At 48.8% G+C, this 17,877-nt stretch carries 20 protein-coding genes; 18 read left to right on the top strand and 2 right to left on the bottom strand.

Translation table 11 applies throughout. The annotated features are described in order from the left end of the window. The first annotated feature begins 11 nt into the window (after positions 1–11). From R3I13_RS25230 to R3I13_RS25155, 16 genes are all read left to right on the top strand, one after another. Positions 12–965: a hypothetical protein gene (locus R3I13_RS25230; RefSeq protein WP_346320771.1), complete on the top strand. Its 954-nt coding sequence runs from the start codon at positions 12–14 to the stop codon at positions 963–965. Continuing rightward, on the top strand, positions 965–1,180 hold the full coding sequence (locus tag R3I13_RS25225) for a hypothetical protein (RefSeq protein WP_346320770.1): 216 nt from the start codon (positions 965–967) through the stop codon (positions 1,178–1,180). The genes R3I13_RS25230 and R3I13_RS25225 overlap by 1 nt, the downstream gene beginning before the upstream one ends. Positions 1,181–1,204: 24 nt before the next feature. Further along, positions 1,205–1,693, top strand: a complete 489-nt coding sequence (locus tag R3I13_RS25220; protein ID WP_346320769.1) for a hypothetical protein — start codon at positions 1,205–1,207, stop codon at positions 1,691–1,693. A gap of 149 nt (positions 1,694–1,842) precedes the next feature. Further along, the gene (locus R3I13_RS25215) at positions 1,843–2,316 is read left to right on the top strand and encodes a hypothetical protein (RefSeq protein ID WP_346320768.1); all 474 of its coding nucleotides are present in this window, start codon (positions 1,843–1,845) and stop codon (positions 2,314–2,316) included. Beyond that, positions 2,282–5,335 carry a hypothetical protein gene (locus R3I13_RS25210; protein ID WP_346320767.1) on the top strand — a complete coding sequence of 1,018 codons (3,054 nt, stop codon included), beginning with the start codon at positions 2,282–2,284 and terminating at the stop codon, positions 5,333–5,335. The genes R3I13_RS25215 and R3I13_RS25210 overlap by 35 nt, the downstream gene beginning before the upstream one ends. Continuing rightward, positions 5,332–7,509 (top strand): hypothetical protein, encoded by a 2,178-nt coding sequence (locus tag R3I13_RS25205; protein ID WP_346320766.1) that lies wholly within the window; start codon positions 5,332–5,334, stop codon positions 7,507–7,509. Before R3I13_RS25210 ends, R3I13_RS25205 begins: the two co-directional genes overlap by 4 nt. After that, positions 7,509–8,435: a hypothetical protein gene (locus R3I13_RS25200; protein ID WP_346320765.1), complete on the top strand. Its 927-nt coding sequence runs from the start codon at positions 7,509–7,511 to the stop codon at positions 8,433–8,435. The genes R3I13_RS25205 and R3I13_RS25200 overlap by 1 nt, the downstream gene beginning before the upstream one ends. 2 nt (positions 8,436–8,437) lie before the next feature. Then, entirely contained in the window at positions 8,438–9,943 is a 1,506-nt protein-coding gene (locus R3I13_RS25195; protein WP_346320764.1) for a hypothetical protein, read from the top strand. A gap of 13 nt (positions 9,944–9,956) precedes the next feature. Next, on the top strand, positions 9,957–11,531 hold the full coding sequence (locus tag R3I13_RS25190) for a hypothetical protein (RefSeq protein ID WP_346320763.1): 1,575 nt from the start codon (positions 9,957–9,959) through the stop codon (positions 11,529–11,531). Continuing rightward, a complete protein-coding gene (locus R3I13_RS25185) occupies positions 11,528–12,733 on the top strand; it encodes a sialate O-acetylesterase (protein WP_346320762.1) in 1,206 nt (401 codons plus the stop codon). Before R3I13_RS25190 ends, R3I13_RS25185 begins: the two co-directional genes overlap by 4 nt. A 1-nt stretch (position 12,734) precedes the next feature. After that, positions 12,735–13,001, top strand: coding sequence for a hypothetical protein (locus tag R3I13_RS25180; RefSeq protein WP_346320761.1), 267 nt, complete (start codon positions 12,735–12,737; stop codon positions 12,999–13,001). Then, positions 13,001–13,273, top strand: a complete 273-nt coding sequence (locus tag R3I13_RS25175; protein WP_346320760.1) for a hypothetical protein — start codon at positions 13,001–13,003, stop codon at positions 13,271–13,273. Before R3I13_RS25180 ends, R3I13_RS25175 begins: the two co-directional genes overlap by 1 nt. After that, the gene (locus R3I13_RS25170) at positions 13,270–13,944 is read left to right on the top strand and encodes a DUF6549 family protein (protein ID WP_346320759.1); all 675 of its coding nucleotides are present in this window, start codon (positions 13,270–13,272) and stop codon (positions 13,942–13,944) included. Before R3I13_RS25175 ends, R3I13_RS25170 begins: the two co-directional genes overlap by 4 nt. A gap of 20 nt (positions 13,945–13,964) precedes the next feature. Next, entirely contained in the window at positions 13,965–14,525 is a 561-nt protein-coding gene (locus R3I13_RS25165; protein WP_346320758.1) for a hypothetical protein, read from the top strand. Between the two features lie 126 nt (positions 14,526–14,651). Further along, positions 14,652–15,194 (top strand): hypothetical protein, encoded by a 543-nt coding sequence (locus tag R3I13_RS25160; protein WP_346320757.1) that lies wholly within the window; start codon positions 14,652–14,654, stop codon positions 15,192–15,194. Position 15,195: 1 nt separating this feature from the next. Continuing rightward, positions 15,196–15,549 (top strand): hypothetical protein, encoded by a 354-nt coding sequence (locus R3I13_RS25155; protein WP_346320756.1) that lies wholly within the window; start codon positions 15,196–15,198, stop codon positions 15,547–15,549. Between the two features lie 21 nt (positions 15,550–15,570). On the opposite strand, the gene R3I13_RS25150 is transcribed toward R3I13_RS25155, so the two are convergent. Continuing rightward, positions 15,571–15,813 carry a hypothetical protein gene (locus R3I13_RS25150; RefSeq protein WP_346320755.1) on the bottom strand — a complete coding sequence of 81 codons (243 nt, stop codon included), beginning with the start codon at positions 15,811–15,813 and terminating at the stop codon, positions 15,571–15,573. A gap of 292 nt (positions 15,814–16,105) precedes the next feature. Between R3I13_RS25150 and R3I13_RS25145 the strand changes: the two genes are divergently transcribed. Both R3I13_RS25145 and R3I13_RS25140 read left to right on the top strand, forming a co-directional pair. Further along, positions 16,106–16,333 carry a helix-turn-helix transcriptional regulator gene (locus R3I13_RS25145; protein ID WP_346320754.1) on the top strand — a complete coding sequence of 76 codons (228 nt, stop codon included), beginning with the start codon at positions 16,106–16,108 and terminating at the stop codon, positions 16,331–16,333. Between the two features lie 190 nt (positions 16,334–16,523). Next, the gene (locus R3I13_RS25140) at positions 16,524–17,048 is read left to right on the top strand and encodes a hypothetical protein (protein WP_346320753.1); all 525 of its coding nucleotides are present in this window, start codon (positions 16,524–16,526) and stop codon (positions 17,046–17,048) included. Between the two features lie 74 nt (positions 17,049–17,122). On the opposite strand, the gene R3I13_RS25135 is transcribed toward R3I13_RS25140, so the two are convergent. After that, complete coding sequence (locus R3I13_RS25135) at positions 17,123–17,845, bottom strand: DUF4197 domain-containing protein (protein ID WP_346320752.1); 723 nt, start codon at positions 17,843–17,845, stop codon at positions 17,123–17,125. Between the last annotated feature and the right edge of the window lie 32 nt (positions 17,846–17,877).

Genomic DNA, 17,877 nt, shown 5'->3' with positions numbered 1-17,877 from the left:
AAAAAACTGAAATGGCAGAACTGAATAGACTCAATTGCATCGGAGACCTCAAAAATGTCGGGTTCAGCGAATGCTTCCTCGACTTTTTAGACATCCGAGGCGCCATAGGGGTGCCCCCTAAAAAGGTTTTCACGAAGGCCGAGCTTGCTGACCTGCAGAATACCTTAAAAACGGCGACGACTGCTGCAAAGTCCGCAAGAATCTACCCGATTCACAAGTTCGCGGGTATTACTGACAACAGCGAAGACCCTGTATTCTTCACAGCAGGATACGGCAAACGTCGTTTCGTTAGGAAAGGGAACTACATCTGGCTCTTCCAGTATTTTGAAGGGGGCATTTGCCTGAGCAATGCGCTTCAGTCCATCTCCACTTCCACACTGCGTTGGCTGTTCTATGATGCTAACGGCATCATCATCGGAACTAAAAAAGACGATGGAACAGGGCAATACGGGCTCGGCGGCATACCGCTGGACAACTTTGTCCCCTACGATTGGAAAGCAGGTGATGGGTCGAACCCGACACAGTACCGTGTACTTTTCGAGTTCGAGGGTAAATACGTAAACCAGCAACTCGGTTGGACCAAGGCTGAAGGGTTTGACCTGGAAGATATCAAGGGCCTTCAAAACATCAACCTGGAACAGGTAGGAGCTTCTGCGGCAGGCGTAATCAAACTTCAGGCGAAAGCAGGTTGTGAAGGAGTAAACCTCTACGACACGTACGACACAGAACTGGCCGCGGCCGCCATGTGGGTCGCAACGAACGCTGCCGGATTGCCAATCACAATTACCAGTGTTGTCGCTGATGCAGTAAACAAAGCCTTTACGATCACCCTCGACTCTGCCAGCCCGAACTATCCGGCTAATGCTGCGGATAAGGTTATCATCAACACGGCTGCCGCGTCTGTGCTCGCCGCTGCTGATGTGGTAGGGTATGAAGGCCTTCCGATCACCGTAAACCGTGGATAATGAAGCAGGTAATTCCGGCCAAGTCCTTCCACGAATCGGTAAAGGGATGGAGTTATGACGAGTTCATTGCCACATTCTCGCCGATTTACCCGGAATACGACCTCGCGGCGACAGCAAAGGGCCTGGGGATCAAGCCACAGGCACCATCGACAGCCGAAGAGTCCAGGAAGGGCAGAAAGGCCAAACCTATTGAAGAATCAGAGCACGGGGAGTGATCCCCGTGCTTTAACTCCCGAGAAATGAGCACAGTAGCAGCAATGGCGAGAAGAGTCCGTGATCTGCAATCCAGACTTTCAGAAGTAGTTGAGGACAGTGTTTCTCAGACATCCGATGAGTATCTGAAATTGAATAAGGAGCAATTGATGGAGGGTTACGGAAGCGATGGTGCGTCCCTTAGACCTGGCTACTCAGAAGATCCTTATTTCAAGTCATTGGAGTCCGCAGCAAAGTACGCGAAATGGAAAATGGAGATTACCCCTAACCCAAGGAGGTCGCCGGATGCGCCCAACCTATACATTACTGGTAAGTACCACGCTTCTTTGGGGATAACAGTAGGTGTAGAGAAGATTACCCTGACTACAAATTTCGATGGGGCGGACGATATCAATAAAAAATATCAAGGGAAGCATTTGGGGCTCGGCGGCTTTAAAAAGCTGGAGTATCTCGGCGTCTTGGCGCCAGTATTTCGGGCGAAAATCACAGATGTTACAGGACTCAAATTTTCATGAAGGTACATTATTTCACATCCTGCACTGATTTAACCATGGACCGGTTCATTTCCTGTTCATGTACAGGTGAACTGTCGTCCCTGGTAATATCGGGCAGACCGTCCCAAGCTGACCTTCTCCACTCATGGATCAATATTCAATATGAGTACATGGATCTCCTCAAAGATGTGATACCACAGTATACACTGTCATTGGAAAAGGATGTTCACTTACTGAACCTAAAACTGCAGTTGGTACCAGCTGCAATTGATGTTCTCAGGATAAAGCGACATGATGGGCTGATAAAAATGTTAAAATCGTCCGGGTTCAATTTCCCTTTCAACCCCAACGACTACACTGAATATGAGAAAGACCTTCAGAGGGTTTTAAGGCAATCAAAAACATTTGCCGTGGAACTGGAAACAAAAAAACTTCAACTGGAACGGCTTCAAAAAGCTGGAACGGCACCGACCAGGGCATACTATGATGATCTATTGACCATCGTTTCGAAGTTTATGGGGCACCAGGTGCGTGAAGCTGAAACAACAGTGTCTCGGTTCGCGGCTATGTACCGGCGCTTGGTAGAACAAAGCCAAAAAGAACATGAAAATGAGCAACGAAGAAACTATAAACAGCGTCATTGACATTCCCGAGGTCCGGGCGCAGTTTGATGTGTTGCTTGGACTTCTGGATAAAACAGCTGAAAAAATCATTCAGCTGAACGGGAAGGGTGTGGAATTAAAGGCCGCGAAGGGCTTCCGGGATACAGCTGAGGCGGCAAATAAACTGACTAAAGAACAACAGGAGTTAGAAAGGGTTCAAAAGCAACTATCAGCCGCAACAGGTAAATATGCTGCACAGATTGCACAGGCAAAAGTACTATTGGAGGCTCAGCGGAAGGAGAACAAACAGACCGCACGAGAAACAACGGGCCTAGCTGGCGAATATGAGAAGTTGTCTAAACGGTTGATTGAACTTCGCAAAGAATACAAGGACCTTGCAGCGGCCGGGAAAGAAAATACAGCCGCGGCGCAGGCATTGAAGAAAGAAACCATCGACCTCGACACGAGGCTCAAAGCCATAGACGCCAGTGTTGGCCAGTTCGGCCGTAATGTGGGTAACTACACCGGTGCGTTTGGTCAGGCCTTCGATGTATTGAAGAGCGAGCTGAACAGCACTCGCAATCAAATGAAGGCACTGGAGGATCAGGGAAAGAAAACTGATGTTGCATACCAGTCCCTAGCCAAGCAAGAAAAATTACTTGCTGAGCTGACAACTGGACTAAACGCAAACTTTACAAGCACAAAACAAGAACTTAAGGCCCTCCAGGAAGCTGCAGCAAAGCTCGGCATTGAACTGGGGCAGAATAACCAAGTATTTCAGGCGTTTAAAGACCAGGTAGGCGAAGCAAAGGATTCAATCGATGATATCAGGGATTCTGTAAAACTGGCAGCATCGGATACAAGAAACCTCGATCAGCTCATCGAAACAGCCCAGGCCCTGGCCGGTGGGTTCGCAATCGCCCAAGGTACCGCCGCTTTGTTTGGAAGCGAAAATGAGGAACTCCAGAAAACTTTCGTGAAACTTCAGGCTGTCATGACTATTTTGAACGGGCTGCAGGCTATACAGACAGCACTCCGCAATAAAGACAGTATTTTCACGAAGGTGCAGATTGTGCTCGAAAATGCCCTCACCCGGGCCAAGATTGCCGGCGCCGCGGCCACACGTTTGCTGAGTTCTGCCCTCATTGCCACGGGATTAGGCGCAATATTGCTGCTTTTACCACTCGTTGTTACCGCCTTTGAGAAATTCACTGGGGCAGTAAAAGATGCCAATAAGGAGGCAAGAGATTACGGGAAGACAATCGAAGTATTGAACGAAACCTTTGACGCATTTATAGCTGATGACGAAAGGAGGGCCAAAAAAGCTATCGCATCAGCAAAAGCAAGAGGCGCATCTGAGCAAGAGGTGAATAAAATTGAACAGGACGGCCTTAAGGCGCGCCGAGAGAATCTGGTTCTGAAAAAGAAGTTGCTGGACGCTGAACTGTCCGACCAAAACCTTGGCCTTGAGGATTACCAAAAACTGGCAGCCGAACAAAGAAAGGTTAACTCTCAGATCGCTGACGTAGATACTGAGCTTTTTGTAAAGCGTCAGGAGTTATCAGAAAAAGGCCGGGAGCAGGCGGAAAAGGACCGGAAAGCATATTTTGAAATCAACAAAGCTCGGTACGAAAACATCATCGATACCAACAATCGTATACTGGAAAGCGAATCCAGCACAGTCGAGCAGCGAATTGATGCGCTGAATAAAATGTTCTCGGCTCAAAGGTCAATCATAGAGGCTGAGCGCGATTTGGAATTAAAAACGTCGGGACTTACCGCGGCCCAGCGGAAAGCGATATTTGAGAAAGCCAATAGCCAAATTCTAATACTGGGGCGTGGATTCCAGGCCCAGATGGCCGCATTATTCAGAGAAACCGCTGATAAGGATCAGCAGGCGCGAATGGATGCTTATGAAAAGAGGCTTGCCCAGCTTGAATATTTCCAGGCCGACGAGGAGGCGCTTCTATCACAGGCATACCGGCGCGGTGAGATATCGAAAGAGAAATATGAAGCCGCCAAGTATCAAATCGCACAGAAGTACCAACTGTTGGCCTTACAGGCTCAGATGGCTTTTGTTGAGCGAGAATTGGCGTCTGCTAATCTGTCACCTGAAAGAAAGGCGGAGCTAGAGCGCCAGTTACTCGCTATTAAAAAGCAGTTGCTCAATCAAGAAGTTGCTGCTAACGAGGATGCGGTAAATAAGATAGAGGAAAGAAGAAAAGAGTTAAATGATAGGCTAAAAGAACTCGAAGCTGAGCTTACTAACGTTTTCCTTTCGATTGGTCAAGCATCATTTGATAGACAGAAGAATCAAGTTCAAGAAGAGATCGATGATATAGAGAAGAAGAAGGCCGCAGATATTGAGCGTATCAATGCTTCCCAGGAATCTGAAGAGAAGAAGGCGGCTCAAATAGCTATCATAAATGCTAGAGCCCAGTCCCAAAAAGAAGAACTCGAAAGGCGGCAACGTCAAATTGATCTTGAGCGGGCAAGATTTGAAAGAGCCAGAGACATTGCCGCGATCACTGCCAACACTGCCCGAGGGGTAACGGCTGCTCTTACTTCTACACCTCCGAATGTCCCTTTATCAATAGTTATAGGCGCCATCGGCCTCGCCCAACTGGCTAACGTCGTTGCCCGTCCAATACCTAAATACGCTGAGGGTGTTGACGATCACCCGGGAGGTCTTGCGTGGGTTGGTGACGGCTTCCGGCATGAAGTGTTTATGACACCTGGCGGCGGTGTTGGCCTTACGCCTGACGTGCCCACGCTGGTTGATCTCCCTAAACACTCGAAGGTGATCCCTTCTGTTTCGGACTACATGGCCCTTACCGCTGCAGCCGGCATGCCATTTATGCCCATCAGTGACAGCGCTCCGGCATTAACGGCCGAAGCTTTCCTGGAAGGCCTGGGCCGGCATGCGAATGAATTGAAAGAGGCCATGGCCAGAAACAGGCCCATTATTACCAACAACTATACTTGGCGCGGAGTGCAACAGTCTTTCAGAACTGCAGCCGGTGAGGTTGAATTCATTAACCGATATGTGAACTGGTCATGAAGAAATTCCTCACATATCTGATTGATTCCGATAAACGGTCCTACGAGGTGAATGAAAATAACCTCCAGGTGGTCGTAAGAGGTATTCCAACTCCGCTGAAATGGACCTTCGATGGTTGGGAAGATACCGTATTCAACTGGACCAGGCATTCTACCTACTGGGGCATGACTCGTAGCTGGAGCATCCCCATCCGGTTTGTAAAGGATGGCGCCCAGATACTATGGAGCCTTGCAGCGTCAAAAGGGGTGGAAAGTCAAATTACTTTCGTTATGCAGCGCCGGGACTCCAACGATGGGGTCTTCAAAACGATATATACCGGTGAAGTGAACCTGCCAGATATCGTAAAGGAGGATCATTTCGTGGAGGTGCGTTTGCTGGAGGGTGGTTTGACAAAGGATATCAAGGCAAACGAGGGAACAACATATGAATTCCCAGTATCCGCCGGTGTTGATCTGACGATTGATGGAATCCTGCTGCGCAATGCTTCCAATTCTCTTCTAGTCGGAGGAAACATCCCCTTCACCTATGGCAACCACCTTCCGCAGATCGATTTTATCGGTTCGGAAGGCAATGTGGAGGATAATACAAGAAGTACCAGCCTCCATACATTCGGAAATGTGACCGATGGAGATATCGCCGGAACTAATGATCCATATTACGAGGCTGATGCTACAGGTCCTGTCAGTCTTAAATGGAATTGGTCTTTCCGTTCTGCCTATTACTTTCAAGAGCTTTCTTTCCCTTTTCCTCATCTGCATGGTCCTGATCCGAACCTGAGAATCAAAGTTGACATCAGGATATACAACGGAGGAACTTTAAAGAGCGCAACAACGGTTTATTCTACCTCCAATGCGAGCGAGGCCGGGCAGGTGATTGATTACAACCCGCCTACACCTCCAGTTTTCGCGCCAGTAACGCATAAAATACAAGGCGAGCAGGAATTTAATCTCGACGCGGGGGATCAGGTTTATTTCCTCGTCTGGGGCTCCCCCTGGAAGCAAGACGCCGGCGCATTGACCGGCGGCATTGAATGGGTGCGCTTCTACTATGACGTGTTGGACAGTGAGATGTCAATATCCGCCGGATATTCAACCATCGCGCCGCCGACAACCATAAAGGCTTTGCCCGCCCTTACGCTATACAAACAGCTGGTTTCACAGATGACCGGCGGAAGCTTCGAAGCAGTAAGCGATTACCTGTCAAACGAGCTGAAAGGTCTGCTGATAACAAGCGGTGATGCCATCCGGGGTATTGGAGGGGCAGTAGTGAAAACGAATTTCAAAGACTTTTTCGCCGCTATCAATGCTACACGGAACATTGGCTTCGGCGTTGAAGTGCGCAGCCAAAAGGAAGTGGCTGTGCTTGAACGAAAATCGTACTTCTTCCAAAACGAGCCTATCGTTACGCTGGGAGAGGTATCCGGCCATAAGGTTTCCTTTGCTCAGGACCTGGTGTACAATACGATATCTGTTGGATATGAGAATCAGACTTATGATGACTTGAACGGTCGGGACGAGTTCAATGTCACTCAGCAATACGAAACTGCGCTCAAAAAAGTGGTGAAACGCTTTGAATTGCTCAGTCCTTATCGCGCAGATATGTACGGCATCGAATTTACGCGTAGAAATTTGGAAGGGAAATCGACCACTGATAATACCGCAGATTCTGACGTATTCATAATAGATGCTGAAGAAACAGAGCCAGGTAAATACATCATTCATCGCATCGCGTATGATACGATTACGGGACTAATTGCAGGTAACACGGCTTTCAATGTTGAGCTATCACCGAAACGCATGCTGCTTCAACATGGAAATTTCATTCGGTCCTTTATCGATAAGGGTGATACAACATATATCAGGTATAGGACCGGCAATAAAAACAGCAAGCTGTCTACTACGCTCAACGGGGTTACTATTTCGGAGAGTGGTGATGTACAAGTCGGCGCACTCGATGACCCGTTGTTTATACCATGGTACGCTGAATTTGAAGCTCCGGTCCCATCTGATCTTCCCGATAAAATAGACGTGAATTCTTACGGCGTGATTCCTTACCTGAAAAATGGACGGGTAGTAGAAGGGTTAGTGATGGATGTAGGAATGAAGCCTGTTACAAATGACGCTATGGTGTACAAAGTTTTATTGACAGCAAATACAGATTTAACACAGCTATAATGGCCAACATTGTTGAAATACCGTTTTTAAATCCAGTTCGCTTTGTGCCTGTGAGCCCTAATGTCATGTCAATCGATTCATACTTGTTTTTCGAGCAGATCAAAAGTTACGAGCAGGAGGTGGACTATGCACAAAAGTGGGAAAAGTCTGACACGATCTTCTTGCAAATCAGCTCGAATTTCGGTCCTATTCAAATGGACATGGTAAAGTGTACTGGCGAGGTGGTTACGACTTTCCCAGCGGTTGCAAAACCAACTGGAATTGTAAACCCTCAGCTCACTACCTACGAAATTTCTGCGGCCCTTAGTACGCACGACGAGGGAAGGTATTACTTCATCCTTAAAGTAGGTAGTGGAGTTACCCTTGAGCAGTTTATAAGTGAGCCTCAAGAGATCGCGGAAGAGCTTGAAAATAGCATTTTGTTCCAATACAAACATGATGTTAACGACTATGACGTGATTTTCAAAACCGGCATTCAATTCGGGTTCCGCTGTGAGGCTGTTATTGAGCGATTTCAGCCTGGATTCAAGAGCGTAGCCTACATTGATCAGATACAAAACCTGACGCAACTTTCCGCAGATACCTTCAGGCAGTATAAGCTTGTGGTCGGCGATGGCGCCGGTGTGCCCGACTGGGTGGCCGACAAGTTAAACGAGATCATGCGCTGTTCGGACGTTCTTCTCGATGGCTACCAATACGTGCGACTTGAAAACTCCGCGCTGGAGGCAAACAGACAGGATTTGTACCCCATGGCGGGCTGGACAATGGACATACGAGAGGCGAAGAAACGCAATAGTTTGAGATCAGAAAACAATAATAGCCCGGCAACTAGTTTCACAGTGGTTTACGATATCGAGACAGACGTGTTTGGAACATTCAATGGTGATCCGGCCGGCAACAACATGCAAATAGTTTCAACAGAGTAACAATGGATATAAATTTCACCATATTCGCTACAGGAGAGGAGATAGAAGACAATTACCTGATCTATCAGGCTGCTGAAACAACCGCGCTTGGAACAGTAGTTGCGCAGCGTGTAGATCCTCCTACCCAGACATTCCCAAAACCGGTGTTTATTGCGGGCCTAAATCCAGTAGTACATCAAGTATCAATATTCTCTTCTACCGACGGGGTAACCCTTGGCGCCCTGCTTACAAGGTTTAACTATAATCCGGCGTGGAAAGTGGTACATGTGCGGCCCCGCCTGCAGCTCACAGTTGGAGGCCCCGGTCCTCATGATCCTGCTGCAGGGCAGAAGACTTTTGCGCCTATTGATGGAAGTTCATCGGTTGAAGAAATCGGCTCTTGGTCCTGGAGGCCGCATCTCCGCAGTAGGTATGGTTACCTGGCGGATAGCGAGTTTACCATTAACTCAGCAAACACCGCTTTCACGCTTACTACTTTCAACTTCAACTCGCCGGATTATGTGTTCATTGAGTTCCTCCCAAAGGTAATTGAAGCGAACCCAGTTTTCAATATCCCGGACAGGTTTACCGGGTATAAAAAAGTGACTGGAACAGCTGGTGTTGCAACCGCTGATGCTACCTGGTTTCATAAATATGTGGACTTGGTATTCCCAACAACACATGGCCTCGTTAATCTTCAGGCCTCAGCGGCCGTTCCCGATAATAAGTCCTTGACCATGTTTACAATGAATGGGAATCAGGTTAATACAACAGTTAGACTTACTGGTGGGGAATGGGTGAATTGGCAAGGACTTCAATTAACTGAGATTTACCTCGGACGAGGACAATATCTGGAACTGATAAAGGTAACTGACGAAGATACAGAGGAAGCTATCTATCATGTTGTGAGCCCGCTGATCACAATGCAGAGAGTGGGCACTTTTGTAGACGCCGAAACCGGGATCCTCGAAACCTCCATCATTCAAAACCTGATGCCCTGTGATGGGGGTCCAATGCTAAAAACGGACTACCCAGCATTGCTGTGGTATCTCAACAGGTTGCCGGCTGGGCAGGTGAAGACGAAAGACCAACGGGACGCAGCCGCGGGAGTATTGGATGCATATTGGGCGATGGACGACAACAATATCTACAGGCCTGACTATAAAGGCTTGCATGATCGTGTAATCCCGGGGAGTAAGGGGAACGATTCACAACGAAATGGAACTTCCCAGGCCGGTAGCCTTGGCGTGGATGTCGTGAAGGATCACCGGCACAACATCTTTTCTGTGAACATCATAGAAGATTCGAATTTCCCCCAACAACCTTCGCTGCTTGATAAAATTGTCCGCTATTGGCGAAAACTCATCGGGGGCGGAGAAGGATATTTTATGGGGAAAGACCAAGCAGGAGCGGAGCCAACAGTGGGAGTTACCTCCAAGCGACTCCTAAGCGACGACGCGCAACTCCCTGAAGCAATTGAAAACACTGTAAAAACCTATGGCAAGGTTCGCCTTGTCTGGGTCGGATAAAATAAACAATGAAATGAAAAGACTACTAATTTTACTTTTTTTATTAAGCTCCTTGCATGCTTTCTCGCAGGATGAAATGACCCCTGGATTCGGTTACGGGGCTCGATTCCAAAGACTGGCAGCCGATTCTTTTTTTCGACCGCCGGTGTTGCCTGATACATCATGTGCCCTCCTGGAAAGCGAGGCGAACGGCACTTGCTTCGGAGCGATTGTATTTCTGCAAGCTGACAGCACGCTTTACCAGAATGTTGGGTATTGGCGTCCGCTGGGTAAACTCCCGGATGGTATTCTCGACTCCGCCCGGCGCTCCAACGACACCCTTTATTTCCGGACAAGTTCAGGCTCGGAGATTGCCATCAAGCTGGAGGGGATAAAAATTACCGGAGTGGTTGGGCTTCAGGACAGCCTGGACGACAAGTTGAATGTCCCGATATCAACCCACAACAACCTTAACGCCCTGATTGTGGTGGACGGGCAGAATAAAACCTACATCCGAAGTACGGACAGTTTACCTTACATCAAGAACCAGTTCGCCGGAGAGCAGCCAGGGGCAGAATTGTGGGTAGAGGGTAGGATACGAGCCAAAGGGCCCTTCCAACGGATTGACAACGGAACAAACCAGGCGAGCTTGATAGAGTGGCTTAAATCGGATGCCTCTACCATGCGGGCAAGGTTAGGCTACTTTAATTCAGGCGTGTTCGGCACAACGGATACATGGGGCGCCCTTAACTTCCTTGGCCCTGCATTTCTTGCGGGGAAAAAAGATAGTACGGTTGCATTAGGGACAATTGACGGAGGCACAATTTCTGCAAAGCTGGCCATCAGGGGGCAGAGTATGTTCCTGCGACGAAGCGGTATGATTGTAGATTTAAATGGTACCCTGCTTGATTCTCTCACTGGGGTGGCGGTTACCTCACCTTATTTTTTCAATGTTTCAGCCGGCGCCGATAATACTTCAGCTTCCTTTACTGCTGGTGTGCGAATGCGTCGGCTAAATGCCGATACGCTGGCGGCGTTAAGCGGCGCCCCCATTGTTGTTAATCAAAAGTTACGACATATCGGAGCAACGGGATCGTATTGGTTTGATCTAAGGCGCGATTTTAACGCTACGGGGCTACTATTCGACGCTGGCGGCGGGGTGGCTCGATACAACTCTTACGATTCCACCAATACAGCTTATGGTCGTCACTACTTCGAAAGTACCAAAGGTAGCACGACGAAGGTAGTGGCTGTAATAGACGCGAATACAGATCGGACCGGAATCGGTCCCGCTACCTCTCTGCATACTTTCTTCCAGGTACAAGGCTCGATGTCGCTTCCTGTGACGACCGTTACCGGAAATACCACTCTAAACGAAACGCATTTTACTCTCCGGGTCAACAACACAGGATCCGCTACAATTACACTTCCCACAGCCTCCGGGGTAACCGGCAGGATCTATTGTATAAAAAAGATATCCGCCGCCGCAAACGATGTGGTAATAACAGGAGTGAAGACACTCACCTTACAGGGTTCTTCCATTTTGGTACAAAGCAACGGCAGCGGCTGGGATATTATAGGTAGTCACGCAGAATCGACAGTTTTATGAGGTTATTTTTCTTTTTTCTTTTTTTCGCCTTCTCGGCCCAAGCGCAATACACATCCAACGACATCGTGCTGATCATCGGTTACGGGCAGAGCAATGCAGTGGGGGTGGCCCCGCAAACTTACGGTGGTATTGATCTGGCGCCTTCGCCGTACAATGTGACCAAGATTGAGCGGGATAACCGTACAGGGGTGCTGTCATTCTACCGGTCGCAGCAGTATCAAACCTCTGTCAATGAACCCACTTACGAAATCAACAGGGTGTCCATTATGCCAATGCTTGGGGAACTGATGGCGCAGTATCTCATTTCGGAAGGGGTGAATGCTGAGGTGCTCACTATCTCTGCAGCAGTGAACGGCGCCGGGATAACAGCAATATACAAGAATACGACCTACTACAATTTCATGCTCAGGGCCATCGACAGCGCGAAAGCCTATGCTGACCGCAAGGGCAAGAACCTGCGCTGCGCATATGTCGCTTTCCTACATGGTGAAAGTGATGCCACCGCAAACTTTGGTTCGTACACCGCGTACTTGTCCGGCCTGGCGGACTACCTCAACACAGACATAAAGGCCCGAACCGGCCAAACGGAAGACGTGCGGCTGATCCTGTCTCAGCTCGGGTTTAGCTACTGGTCTGACCTGTCCGGTACTTACCCGGCGCGCACGATGAACATATGTAACGCAATGATTGCCGGGCTCAGCAACTCAAAGATACGCATTGCCACCCCAGGCTATATTGCGCCACTGGAAGGCCAGGAGTTTTACAGCAAAAACTTCCAGGCCTCACACTATAGTGGGCCCGGGCTTCGTCAGATGGCGCCATACTTCCAGGCATGCTGGGAGGCAACTACATGGTCATCATTCACCTGCACAGGCGCAGTGCTGGCCGGGAATGAAATAACTGTAACCGTTACTCCACTGAGCGGAGCTGTGTCATTGGATGCCACCCGCATCTGCAAGGATGGGCATTACGGATTCGAGTTCACATCCAGCGGAACACCTGGTGTTACGATCACAGGCGTTACCGTGCTTAACAGCGCTCAGGTTAAGGTAACTCTTTCCGGCACCCCGACAGGAACAAACACTTTGTATTACGCCTACAGCATGAACTTTCAGTCCGGTGGTCTGCAATACTACAGGCAGAACGGGGCGGTAAAGGATGCCGGAGGGAATTTTTTAAATGCATTTTCAAAAGTACTTTGACATGAAAGAATGGCTTAAAACTGTTAAAGTTGAGCATGCAATTGCATTCTATGCTCTTTCTTTTTGCTTTGGCTATCTGATATTCATATCGACGAGCCATGTATCCGTTGAACGCGCTCAGCTTATTTCCGATATTAAAATAGGCGTTATTGGCTGGGGTGGCCTGCTACTCGGGTATTTTTTCGGTGCCTCCAAGAGTGGCGATAAGAAAGATGAAGTAATACACCGGGCCGCAGAAAAAGGCATTGATCAGAAAAATGTAGAATAATGGTAGATATCAACAGGCTCAAATTCTCCCTGGCTGACGTGATTAAGATCGTTGTGAATGTCGTCTTTCTTTGTGGCATGTGGTTTACGCTGTCGAACAAAGTCGATACCCTGGTGCGGGTGGTGGAGGGGAAGCAGATGAAGGACGACCAGCTTCATAAGGACCAGGCGGAAGAGAGCAAGGCCACCGCGGCGCAGTTTGCAAGCCTGACGACCAGGGTTACAATATTGGAGCAAATTATTCAATCATCCCAGCAAAAAGTCACTCAATGAAGTGGGATAATATAATCATAGCCGGCCTCCTGGCGCTAGTCGCTTTCTTGGCTATCCGTTCGTGCCGTGGGAAGGAGGATATAATTGGTAGCCTCCGCGATCTTCAAGCCATCAAAGAGGACAGCATTCGCTACTGGAAGGATGCTGCGGGTACCGAGCACGCTGAGCGGCAAGTAGCTGAGGCCACCCTGGAAGCAGCGGAAATCGTATGGCGCCATGAGCTTGACAGCCAGGCGGCGCTGCTAAAAGTCAAAAAGCGGCATATCCAAGCTTTGGCCACGATAGGAACTACGGCTTCAGGGACGGTTGCGCCAGTAGTGGTCACTATTTCCCAACCAGGCCAGCCCTGTACGCATCAGTTGCAGTACGATGACCGATGGCTCACTCTCCGCGGGACCGTGGCGGATACATCCACAATTACTTACCAGGTGCGGGATTCACTTACGCTCACCACCTACCGGAAGAAAGTGGGCCTCTTTAGATATAAAACCGTGGTAGACGCCTATTCCCACAATCCGAGCGTTCGCATTACCGGCCTTTCGTCATTGCAGATCAAAACAGCAGAACTAGGACGGCTGGGAATCGGGCCGTATGTCGGCTACGGGTTCGACGGTAGGCGCTGGACACCTTCCGTGGGGATATCGGTTCACTTTTCTCTAATACGGCTCTAATAAGCCTCTAATTATCTCTAATGACGAACGCAGAATTATTCAAGATTTGCCGTATAACAAACCCTGACCGGGTGGACAAAACCGTAGAAAGGATACTGGCCAGAAAGGAGAAATACCTGCCGGTTGTCCAGGCCACGGGCGTGCCGTGGTATTTTATCGGTATAATTCACGAAATGGAAAACGGCGGCAAATTCACCGGGCACCTGCACAACGGCGATCCGCTTACCGCCCGGACGAAGCAAGTTCCGGCCGGCCGGCCGCTGAAAGGAGAGCCGCCATTCACCTGGCAGGAAAGCGCTATCGACGCGCTGCAGTATGTCGGCTTTGCCTCATCGCCGGGGAAGGAAGGCGCTCGGTTGTCGTGGGGGCTTGGCGCCACACTGGATCGGCTGGAGCGGTATAATGGTCCCGGATATCGCAAGGTGGGAATTAATTCCCCCTACCTCTGGTCGGGCTGTCAGCATTACACCAAAGGGAAGTTCATAAAGGACGGTGTGTTCGATCCGAATGCAGTGAGTAAACAAATCGGCGCTGGTGTGATCCTCGTCAAGATGTTTGCCCGGGATATCATTCAACTTTAAGTAAAACAGCCGGGCACGACTACCCGGCTTTCATTTCCTAAGCTAAAAAAATCACTCGCAAATTAGTTTGTTTTCCTAATAAATTTAGTACGTTTGCTAAAAATATTGGCAACTAAACTGCGCGTTATGGAACTCAAGTTTTCAAGCGAAATCCCGTCCGTTCTTGATTTCACGGGCCGGGTTGTGAATATTACCGGGAAATATAACCCCCTCGCTCTGCTTTCCTTACCGCTGTTGGAAAGCATCATCTCAAAAGGGCACTCCTTTTTCGTTTTCCAAACCTTCCCCCGCGGCTTTTCCGGGGGCTCCGAAGCTTATCTCCTAACCATGTACAAGCTCCGAAAGGATGCGGACCAGCACTATAACGTGTTGGACGCGGATCCGGGCCGATTACTTTTTTCCATACCAGAGGACACGGAGCGCCTGCGGGAAATCGCGGCTCAGGGCGATACGGGCCGGATTTTCGTGCCATTGCTGAAGGAGAAAGGCTGGCGGCCGCCGTTTGGCCTTCTAGAGCGAGTGAACCGCTTTTTGCGTGGCAAGGGCAAGAGGGGCGTGGCCGGGGATGACCTGGTTAACCTCGATGTTGAGTTTGGCCGTCTGATGGTGAGAATATATACCGGAAAGGACGAGGTAAGTGTCCCGCTGGAGGAACTGGAACGTCTGTGATATGTGGATCAGAATTGAAATGGAGGTGGAGGTGTGGGGAGGTAAAGTGCAGGTAGAGATAAGCCAGATACCAGGCGGCGCAGGCTATTGGCGTCTATCGGTAGATCGCAGGTATTGGGGCTGCTTTGTAGACTATAACGGAAGGTGGGAAATGCGGCTTCATATCGTAAGGGCAGAGAGAGTAAAACGGGGCGGAAAATACAAGGATATACCTTCTTCGCCGCCCTGGTGGTTCACCTGGGCGGACATGCGGATTCTGGAGGACATGATTCAGGAAAAACTGCCGGCGGAGAGCCGGCCATTAACAGGCGCCTTCGGATTGAAAAAGAATAACCAGGCAGGAATACCCGGTTAACTTGGTTTACTATTTTAGTATTCACCGTGGTGAAGATCCTTTTGCAATCAAAATAATGATGGCAGTTATATCCTCCAGCTCAGGCATATATGACTGGAATTCCATTTCATGGGTTCCGGACTGAATGGCCCGTTTCGGTGAAAAGAGGCGCTGGTCAACATGTAAATCAAGATGCACCAGGTTTACACCGAGGGGCTTGATGTCCTGAATGAAGGCCAGGAGCTTTTGTTCGAGCAGTTCAGAGGGATGAATATCGCTGTTCATATGCCGGGTTTTAAAGGTTAGAGCCCGGCAAAAAAAAGGCGCGGTACTCAACTCTGTCGGCCAGGGCCTCTTGGAAGGCATGGAGCACGAGCAAAGAAGAGCCCGCACCGTAAGGTACGAGCTGCATCCTTCGTTCAGCACTCCATGTGAATTTTCCAAGATCCCTGGTACTGGTCTGAAGTAGCAACCTTCAATATTTTTGAGGTCGCAAAGATAGCCGAATATAGGACTTTTTTCAATTGACTTAATATACTGAGTCAATATTTTTGGGCGCTTTCTTCAACTTGAAGGCATGATCGGTGTAAAGGATGAAGAATTATCGAAGGCTTTTGGGCGGCGTTTCCGAGAACTCCGGCTACAAACTGGCATGAGTACCCGGGAGTTCGCCGATACCGCCGGCATTTCGCATGCGCAGATTTACAACATAGATAACGGAAAAGGTAACCCCACCCTGGGAACAATAAAGGCGGTTGCCAGAACCTTGAATATATCAGTTTCCGAACTGCTGCACGGGCTATAGGTGGAAATTTGCTGACTTGCTATTGACTTACAGAATCTATAAAATCCTGATATTCAATATATTTCGATTCCTGTTCTGGGCACCAAAGAAAACAGTTGCAAGTATTCTTGCAACTGTTTTTGTATAAAGCAGAATCCCATCGGCCCTTATCTTTATCCTTAGCCAGGTTTCACTCCAGAAAATCAAATTTATGCGAAAATATCTCATTATCAGAGGCGTCATGAATAGCGGTAAGACAACGACTGCTGGTTTAGTATTTGAAAAACTTGCGGAAGAAGCAAGTTTTAAAAAGTTGTTCACACTCGGATTTGAAGAATTAAATGCTCTTGCTTATAATGACGATGGCAGCCTGAGGGATTTTATTGCTATTCTCCTTTTGGACGAAATCTTGGTAATTATAATTAGCGCAGGAGATATTGCTGAAGATCTAGCCCGGATTTTGGATAAGCTTGATGATCCCTTATTCCTGAAACATCTGATCGGTGAAATACAATATACTTCCATTGTTCTTGTTTGCTGCGCAAGAAAGTATGACAGGGAAGGTTCAGCTTATAGAATGCTTTCTGAAAGGATAGAATCCTCAAACAGAAAAGAATTTCCGATAACAAAAAATGATAGCGTAGATAAATGGACAAATAAGGGGGCGGTGGTCGAGGCAATCATCAATGCAATAAAAACACCTCATCCTGCTGATGAGGTGTTTGAACAGTCATGAGTGAGGTTTGAGCTTGTCAGTCTCTGTGAAATAAACAAAAAAATCCGGCAGCAAACCGCCGGATTTTTTGTTTGCTACCTATTCTGCGCAAGCGGACTCCCAAACACCGTTTTCAGCAACTCTGTAACACGCGCGGCAGGGTCTCTCCGTATCTTTTGCTCTTCCAGCCCCACTTCATGGAATATGCCGCTGATGGCGCGTTCGGTCACGTAGGCCGTGAGGTCGGTGTTGACAGGTGTTTTGGAAAACCTGTTGTATACTGTAAATACGTCCGCCCAATATTTGGTGGCGTCCACTTTTTTCAGCGCACTGCTGATCACAGGGCTGAATGCGGTGGTAAGCGCCGTTGTGGTTTTCTGTTTGAAATAGTTGGTAGCCGCAAAGTCGCCGCCCCGCAGAATGCCGATGGCATCGGTGATGCTCATCTGGCGGATAGCGTTGACGAAAATGGGAGCTGCCGACTTGGCCGCTTCTTCGGCTCCCCGGTTCATAGCCAGGATAGCCTTGTCTACCACGCCTCCCAGTCCTACGTTGCGCAGCGTCGACTCTACTTTCTGCGCTTCCGGGGGCATCAGTATCTTAAGCATGGCATTGGCGAAAAAGCCATTGGGCGCGGAAAGCCGGTTGGCGGTATTTTGTGTGCCGATGGTGAGCGCCTCCCTTAACCCCGAGGCGATCTGGAAGCTGTTTGGCTGGCCTGTGGTAGTGTTCGGCAGGTTATTAATGATCTGCTGCGTGGTTTCGCAGCCCGGGAAAAGCAGTACGGAAAGAGCGCAGGCAAGGTAGATGAGTTTCATTACAGGTGTATTTGGATGCAAATATATCAACT

It is taken from the genome of Chitinophaga sp. YIM B06452, assembly GCF_039655965.1.
In the GTDB taxonomy this organism is placed as follows: domain Bacteria; phylum Bacteroidota; class Bacteroidia; order Chitinophagales; family Chitinophagaceae; genus Chitinophaga.
The sequence above is the reverse complement of the archived record's forward strand: the minus strand, read 5'-3'. Positions and strand labels throughout refer to the sequence as shown.

Coding starts and splice junctions, on each gene's coding strand:
- R3I13_RS25230 (WP_346320771.1), top strand. CDS start 12: ATGGCAGAACTGAATAGACTCAATTGCATCGGAGACCTCAAAAATGTC.
- R3I13_RS25225 (WP_346320770.1), top strand. CDS start 965: ATGAAGCAGGTAATTCCGGCCAAGTCCTTCCACGAATCGGTAAAGGGA.
- R3I13_RS25220 (WP_346320769.1), top strand. CDS start 1,205: ATGAGCACAGTAGCAGCAATGGCGAGAAGAGTCCGTGATCTGCAATCC.
- R3I13_RS25215 (WP_346320768.1), top strand. CDS start 1,843: ATGGATCTCCTCAAAGATGTGATACCACAGTATACACTGTCATTGGAA.
- R3I13_RS25210 (WP_346320767.1), top strand. CDS start 2,282: ATGAGCAACGAAGAAACTATAAACAGCGTCATTGACATTCCCGAGGTC.
- R3I13_RS25205 (WP_346320766.1), top strand. CDS start 5,332: ATGAAGAAATTCCTCACATATCTGATTGATTCCGATAAACGGTCCTAC.
- R3I13_RS25200 (WP_346320765.1), top strand. CDS start 7,509: ATGGCCAACATTGTTGAAATACCGTTTTTAAATCCAGTTCGCTTTGTG.
- R3I13_RS25195 (WP_346320764.1), top strand. CDS start 8,438: ATGGATATAAATTTCACCATATTCGCTACAGGAGAGGAGATAGAAGAC.
- R3I13_RS25190 (WP_346320763.1), top strand. CDS start 9,957: ATGAAAAGACTACTAATTTTACTTTTTTTATTAAGCTCCTTGCATGCT.
- R3I13_RS25185 (WP_346320762.1), top strand. CDS start 11,528: ATGAGGTTATTTTTCTTTTTTCTTTTTTTCGCCTTCTCGGCCCAAGCG.
- R3I13_RS25180 (WP_346320761.1), top strand. CDS start 12,735: ATGAAAGAATGGCTTAAAACTGTTAAAGTTGAGCATGCAATTGCATTC.
- R3I13_RS25175 (WP_346320760.1), top strand. CDS start 13,001: ATGGTAGATATCAACAGGCTCAAATTCTCCCTGGCTGACGTGATTAAG.
- R3I13_RS25170 (WP_346320759.1), top strand. CDS start 13,270: ATGAAGTGGGATAATATAATCATAGCCGGCCTCCTGGCGCTAGTCGCT.
- R3I13_RS25165 (WP_346320758.1), top strand. CDS start 13,965: ATGACGAACGCAGAATTATTCAAGATTTGCCGTATAACAAACCCTGAC.
- R3I13_RS25160 (WP_346320757.1), top strand. CDS start 14,652: ATGGAACTCAAGTTTTCAAGCGAAATCCCGTCCGTTCTTGATTTCACG.
- R3I13_RS25155 (WP_346320756.1), top strand. CDS start 15,196: ATGTGGATCAGAATTGAAATGGAGGTGGAGGTGTGGGGAGGTAAAGTG.
- R3I13_RS25150 (WP_346320755.1), bottom strand. CDS start 15,813: ATGAACAGCGATATTCATCCCTCTGAACTGCTCGAACAAAAGCTCCTG.
- R3I13_RS25145 (WP_346320754.1), top strand. CDS start 16,106: ATGATCGGTGTAAAGGATGAAGAATTATCGAAGGCTTTTGGGCGGCGT.
- R3I13_RS25140 (WP_346320753.1), top strand. CDS start 16,524: ATGCGAAAATATCTCATTATCAGAGGCGTCATGAATAGCGGTAAGACA.
- R3I13_RS25135 (WP_346320752.1), bottom strand. CDS start 17,845: ATGAAACTCATCTACCTTGCCTGCGCTCTTTCCGTACTGCTTTTCCCG.